The organism is Clostridium sp. D53t1_180928_C8 (assembly GCF_015667795.1).
Taxonomy (GTDB): Bacteria; Bacillota; Clostridia; order Clostridiales; family Clostridiaceae; genus Clostridium.
In genome coordinates this window covers 1-5,409 of record NZ_JADPEL010000092.1, presented here as the reverse complement: position 1 = coordinate 5,409, position 5,409 = coordinate 1, and the positions used below count along the sequence as shown (strand labels likewise).

Sequence of the window (5,409 nt, the reverse complement as noted above, 5' to 3'; positions counted from 1 at the left end):
ATTTATATACTTCACTAACTTACTTTATTTATCTATTATATTTATAATATATCAAAATTAATATTTTTAGAAAGCTTTTCTTCTGTAATTATAAACTCACTATGAAGAGCTCTTGTAAGTGCTACATAAAGAAGCCTTTGATTTAATATATTATCCGGATAATTTTTTTCTGTTGGATTATATATTATAGTTCCATCAAACTCTAATCCTTTTGTTAAATATGCTGGTATTACTACTATATCTGTTTTAGGACTTTCTTTTTCATTTCCTTTAATTAAAGTAAATTCTAAATCAGTATGTTTTTTCAATTCCTTTTCTAAAAGCTTACCTTCATTATAAGTTTTTGTTATTACTGCAATACTATGCTTACCTTTTGAATTAAGTCTTTTTACAATTTCCTCAATTAACCTTACAGATTCTCTTCTTGAAACTGACTTAATTACTTCTGGCTTATCTCCATGTCTTAATACTGGTTTTGCACTTTTTAATCCTAATCCTTGAGCATGTAGAGCTGAATTTGCAAATTCAATTATTTCGACTGTTGAACGATAACTTTGGCTTAATGTTATAAATGTCGCTTTTCCATCAAATACACCTTCAGTAATATCATTCCAAGTTCTAATTCCCTTATAATGATAAATTCCTTGGGCTAAATCTCCAACTAAGGTTAGAGAATTCCCCATAGATAAGCTGTTTATTAAATATATTTGGAATGGACTATAATCTTGGGCCTCATCTACTACTATATGCTTGTATTTTGATTTTTCATCTATTCCCTCTAACAACATATGTATATAGAAAAGTACTGGTAAATCATCTTCATCTATTATACCTTTTTCATGATTTTCTATTGCTTCACCTCTTATATATTCAGCTAATGCTTTAGGAATTCTATTCCCAGTTGAAATTTCAAAAACTTGATCATCTTTAAATAAGTTAATATAAATATCACTGCAAGTTATCCCTCTCCAGCTTTTAAAGTACTCATTCATAACTTTTTTTGCATCATGCTTAATATATTCTTTAAGATTATCTCTTTCATTATATATTTCCCTTAATTTATGTCTTCTTACTTCACCATCTTCTAGCTCTTTTTTTACCTCTCTAATTTTTATATCCCACTCTCTATCAATTTGAATAATAAGACTTTCTATTCTTTCCTTAAGTTTTAATGATAAATATCTTTTTATCTCATCTTTTCTTTTATTTATAGGATAACTTTGTAAATCTTTCAAATATAATCTCATGATTTCTCTTTTAGAAAATAAAACATAACCTTCTATTAATATATCATCTATTTCTAATGAGCTACTTTCTAATAAAGCTATATATCTATCAATTATAGTCTTAAATATTAAATTTCCCTTTACTCTTGAGGCATTTACAATTGCTTGCTTTTCTCTATGATCTTCTATTTCGATAAGTTCTTTTAACTTATCATCCTTAGTTTTTATTTTCCCTCTCAATTTAAGAGTTTTCATAACAAGTTCCTGAAATGTTGTTTGCTTTACATCATTTGATCCTAATGTAGGTAAAATATCAGAAATGTAATCTAGAAATAACTTATTAGGAGCTAATACTAATATATCTTTTCCATCCATAGATTCTCTATATCTATATAAAAGATATGCTAATCTATGCAATGCAATTGTAGTCTTTCCTGAACCAGCTGACCCCTGAACTATTATTGGAAGGTTTTTAGGCCATCTTATAATATCATTTTGTTCTTTTTGAATAGTGGCAACCACTTCCTTAAGTTTTTTACCTCTACTTTCTTCTAGGTTTATTTTTAAAAACTCATCAACAAGCTCTGAGCCCTCTTCACCATTAATAATAATTTCATTAGTACTTTCATCAAAAACTTTATCCAAGTCCCTATCACTAAACAAGAATTTTCTTTTTAGGTTTAACTCACCTTCAACTACCCCCATTGGAGCCCTATAATACGCTTCTCCTCCAGTCCCACTATAATAGAGATCAGCCACCGGTGCTCTCCAATCTACAACTATTTCTTCACCGTCTACTGTAGATGTTATTCCTTTTTTACCTATATAAATCTTTTCTTCAATTCCAAGCTTTTCATTAAAATCAACCCTTCCGAAATAAGGATTTTTCAATGCTTCTTCATAATTTTCTATTTCTTTCTTTAATAAGTTATATATCTTTTCAGTACTTTCTTTTTCCTGGTTATAACTTCCCTTAGCTTCCTTAGTTAATACCTTTAACTTTTTAGCTATTTCTTCTTGGTATCTTTTTTTATCTTCGACTTCATTTAATATATCTTTACGCTTTTGTTCAAGAATTTCTTTTTCTAAAGCTAAATTTCCACTCATTAGTTTTTCCTCACGACCAATCTATTTTTTTGTATTATTTTATGCAACATTTAATAATAATCTACTGTTAGCAATTTGTACAGTTATAATTATTTATAGTATTGCCTAAATTGCACATTTTTATTTTATTTTTCCTAATTTTATTATATATTTTTTCTATTTAACAATACAAATCTTTAATTTTACATAATAAAATAGAGACTTGTCAAACATTATTTATTATTTCATAAATAATATTTTACTTATCTCTATTATTATATTATTATATTTAATTTTTAAATGAATGGATTGGTGCTGGTATTCTACCTCCACGTTGAATAAAATCAAATGAAGAATACTTATTTATCGGCATTACAGGTGCAGTACCTAAAAGCCCTCCAAACTCAACTAAATCTCCTACTTTACATCCCGGAGCTGGAATTATTCTTACTGCTGTAGTCTTATTGTTTATAACTCCAATTGCACTTTCATCAGCAATCATAGCTGATAATGTTTCTGCAGGTGTATCTCCTGGTACTGCAATCATATCTAACCCAACAGAACAAATAGCCGTCATTGCTTCAAGCTTTTCTAAATTTAAAGAACCATTTAATACAGCATCTATCATTCCAGCATCTTCAGATACTGGAATAAAAGCTCCACTTAATCCTCCAACATGACTACAAGCCATTACTCCACCTTTTTTTACTGCATCATTTAAAAGAGCTAAAGCTGCAGTTGTTCCATGAGTTCCTACAACTTCAAGCCCCATAGCTTCTAAAATATGTGCAACTGAATCTCCAACTGCAGGTGTAGGTGCTAATGATAAATCTACTATTCCAAAAGGTGTATCTAATCTTTTAGCAGCTTCATGTGCTACTAATTGTCCTATTCTTGTAATTTTAAATACAGTTTTTTTAATAGTTTCAGCAACTACATCAAAGCTTTCTCCTTTAACCTTCTCTATAGCTCTTTGTACTACTCCAGGTCCACTGACTCCTACATTTATAACTCTATCTGCTTCTCCAACCCCATGAAAAGCTCCAGCCATAAATGGATTATCCTCAACTGCATTAGCAAATACTACAAGCTTTGCACATCCAAATCCTTTTTTATCTGCTGTTAATTCTGCTGTTCTTTTAATTACTTGTCCCATTTCTTTAACAGCATCCATATTAATACCACATCTAGTTGAACCAACATTTATCGAAGAACAAACCTTACTAGTTTTTGCTAAAGCTTCTGGTATTGAATTAATAAGAATTTTATCTCCTTTAGTATATCCTTTATGTACTAATGCTGAAAAACCACCTATAAAATCTATACCTAACTCATGTGCAGCTTTATCTAATGTCTCTGCAAATTTCACATAATTAGTTTCATCTGTTGCTCCAGCAATTATTGAAATAGGTGTAACTGACACTCTTTTATTTACTATAGGTACCCCAAATTCATTTGCTATTTCATCTCCTACTTTAACTAAATCCTTAGCATAAGTAGTAATTTTATTATATATTTTTTCTCTTGCCTTATCTCCATCACTATCTATGCAATCTAAAAGAGAAATTCCCATAGTTATAGTTCTAATATCTAACTTTTCTTCTTCTATCATTTTTATAGTTTCTAATATATTATTTGCATTCATAATTTTCCTCCATTAAAGACCTAATATTTTATACAGTATACATTGAGTTAAATATTTCTTCTCTTTGAATTTTAACTTCAACACCTAATTCTTTTCCTTTTAGCTCCAAAGTCTTTTTAATTTCTTCAAAATTATTAGTGCTTAATTTTAAGTCTAACATCATTATCATAGTAAAGAATTCATCCATTATTGTTTGATTAACATCTAAAATGTTAATATTTAACTTCTGCAATTCACTACTTACTCCTGCTATTATCCCCACTTTATCTTTACCTATTACCGTTAAAATTGCTTTCATTCCTTAATTCCCCCTTTTTTATTAACTGAACTTATGCTCAGAAATTATATTAATTCTACTATTAACCCCCTCAATTGTCAATTTAATCCTTTTATATTTATAATAGTTTTTTTATTATATGACAAAATATAATTAGATGGATTTTTTGTTTAGCAACTTAATAAATCCACTAATAACATACCTTCAAACATTGAAAGGAAGATGATCTTTATGGGTAATAATATTAATGTAAATACTCCAGCTGACTTAGCTAAAGTTGGCAACTTCACCAAAAATGCTATTGAATCTTTTGAAAATGGTATTGTAAATGAACATAATTACTTAGAAAAGGTAGATAAGAATTTAAATAATAAAAATAATAAGTAAATAAAAAAAGTAGTATGAAAATACTCTTCTCTGTTTCATACTACTTTATATCTCAATAGTTATGTTAAAAACATCTGCATCTAAAGACATTATAACATCACCTTTATATTTATTAATTATATTTTTTATATTATATAATCCGTATCCTCTTCCTTTTCCCTTTGTTGAAAATCTCACATTAGAAATGTTAGGCATCATCTCTTGTGTAAGATTAATAATGCTATTTGAAACTTTTATTATATACTTATCTTCCTTAAACTCAGTAAAAATATTAATATACTTTTTCTCACTTTTACTAGCTGCTTCAATTGCATTATTTAATAAATTGCTTAATACTACTGTAAGTTCACTATCATCTAATGGTATACCTTCTAATTGACTATTTATTTCATAATAACACTTTATATTATTTTTTTCCGCTTGGGTTATTTTACTTAATAAAACAGCTTTAAGAATGGTATTCTCAACATTTGATAAATTATGTAATAAATTTTTATTTTCGAAGACATTTCCTATATATTTTTTAGCTCTATCACGTAGCTCGTCCTCTTTACACACTTGTATCATGCAATATAATATGTTCAAATGATTTTTATACTCATGTTCACTTGCTTTCATTTCATCAATAAGATCCTGTATTAACGGATTAATGCTTTCTTTCAATTCCGATTTTTTACTATTTCTATCCTTTTTATAAAGTTCTATAAAATAAAATATATTTATAACTATAAGTGTTCTTCTTCTACCGAAATTTCAATTCCACACTCTGGTACTAAATCACCTCTTGC

Annotated in this window: 5 protein-coding genes; 1 reads left to right on the top strand and 4 read right to left on the bottom strand. The window is 28.0% G+C overall.

Annotation, left to right across the window (positions count from 1 at the left end):
* Positions 1 to 41: 41 nt before the first annotated feature.
* From helD to I4V51_RS20305, 3 genes are all read right to left on the bottom strand, one after another.
* The gene (gene helD, locus I4V51_RS20315) at positions 42 to 2,333 is read right to left on the bottom strand and encodes an RNA polymerase recycling motor HelD (protein ID WP_195990263.1); all 2,292 of its coding nucleotides are present in this window, start codon (positions 2,331 to 2,333) and stop codon (positions 42 to 44) included.
* A 268-nt stretch (positions 2,334 to 2,601) separates the two neighbouring features.
* A complete protein-coding gene (locus tag I4V51_RS20310) occupies positions 2,602 to 3,957 on the bottom strand; it encodes a PFL family protein (protein WP_195990262.1) in 1,356 nt (451 codons plus the stop codon).
* 28 nt (positions 3,958 to 3,985) lie between these two features.
* Positions 3,986 to 4,255: an ACT domain-containing protein gene (locus tag I4V51_RS20305; RefSeq protein WP_195990261.1), complete on the bottom strand. Its 270-nt coding sequence runs from the start codon at positions 4,253 to 4,255 to the stop codon at positions 3,986 to 3,988.
* Between the two features lie 210 nt (positions 4,256 to 4,465).
* On the opposite strand from I4V51_RS20305, the gene I4V51_RS20300 reads away from it, so the two are divergent.
* Positions 4,466 to 4,621 (top strand): hypothetical protein, encoded by a 156-nt coding sequence (locus I4V51_RS20300; RefSeq protein ID WP_195990260.1) that lies wholly within the window; start codon positions 4,466 to 4,468, stop codon positions 4,619 to 4,621.
* 45 nt (positions 4,622 to 4,666) lie between these two features.
* Here I4V51_RS20300 and I4V51_RS20295 read toward each other — a convergent pair whose 3' ends face one another.
* Complete coding sequence (locus I4V51_RS20295; RefSeq protein ID WP_195990259.1) at positions 4,667 to 5,239, bottom strand: GHKL domain-containing protein; 573 nt, start codon at positions 5,237 to 5,239, stop codon at positions 4,667 to 4,669.
* Positions 5,240 to 5,409: the final 170 nt, after the last annotated feature.

Bases quoted from the DNA above. Each gene is read 5' to 3' on its own strand.
- helD (WP_195990263.1), bottom strand. From the start codon at position 2,333: ATGAGTGGAAATTTAGCTTTAGAAAAAGAAATTCTTGAACAAAAGCGT.
- I4V51_RS20310 (WP_195990262.1), bottom strand. From the start codon at position 3,957: ATGAATGCAAATAATATATTAGAAACTATAAAAATGATAGAAGAAGAA.
- I4V51_RS20305 (WP_195990261.1), bottom strand. From the start codon at position 4,255: ATGAAAGCAATTTTAACGGTAATAGGTAAAGATAAAGTGGGGATAATA.
- I4V51_RS20300 (WP_195990260.1), top strand. From the start codon at position 4,466: ATGGGTAATAATATTAATGTAAATACTCCAGCTGACTTAGCTAAAGTT.
- I4V51_RS20295 (WP_195990259.1), bottom strand. From the start codon at position 5,239: ATGAAAGCAAGTGAACATGAGTATAAAAATCATTTGAACATATTATAT.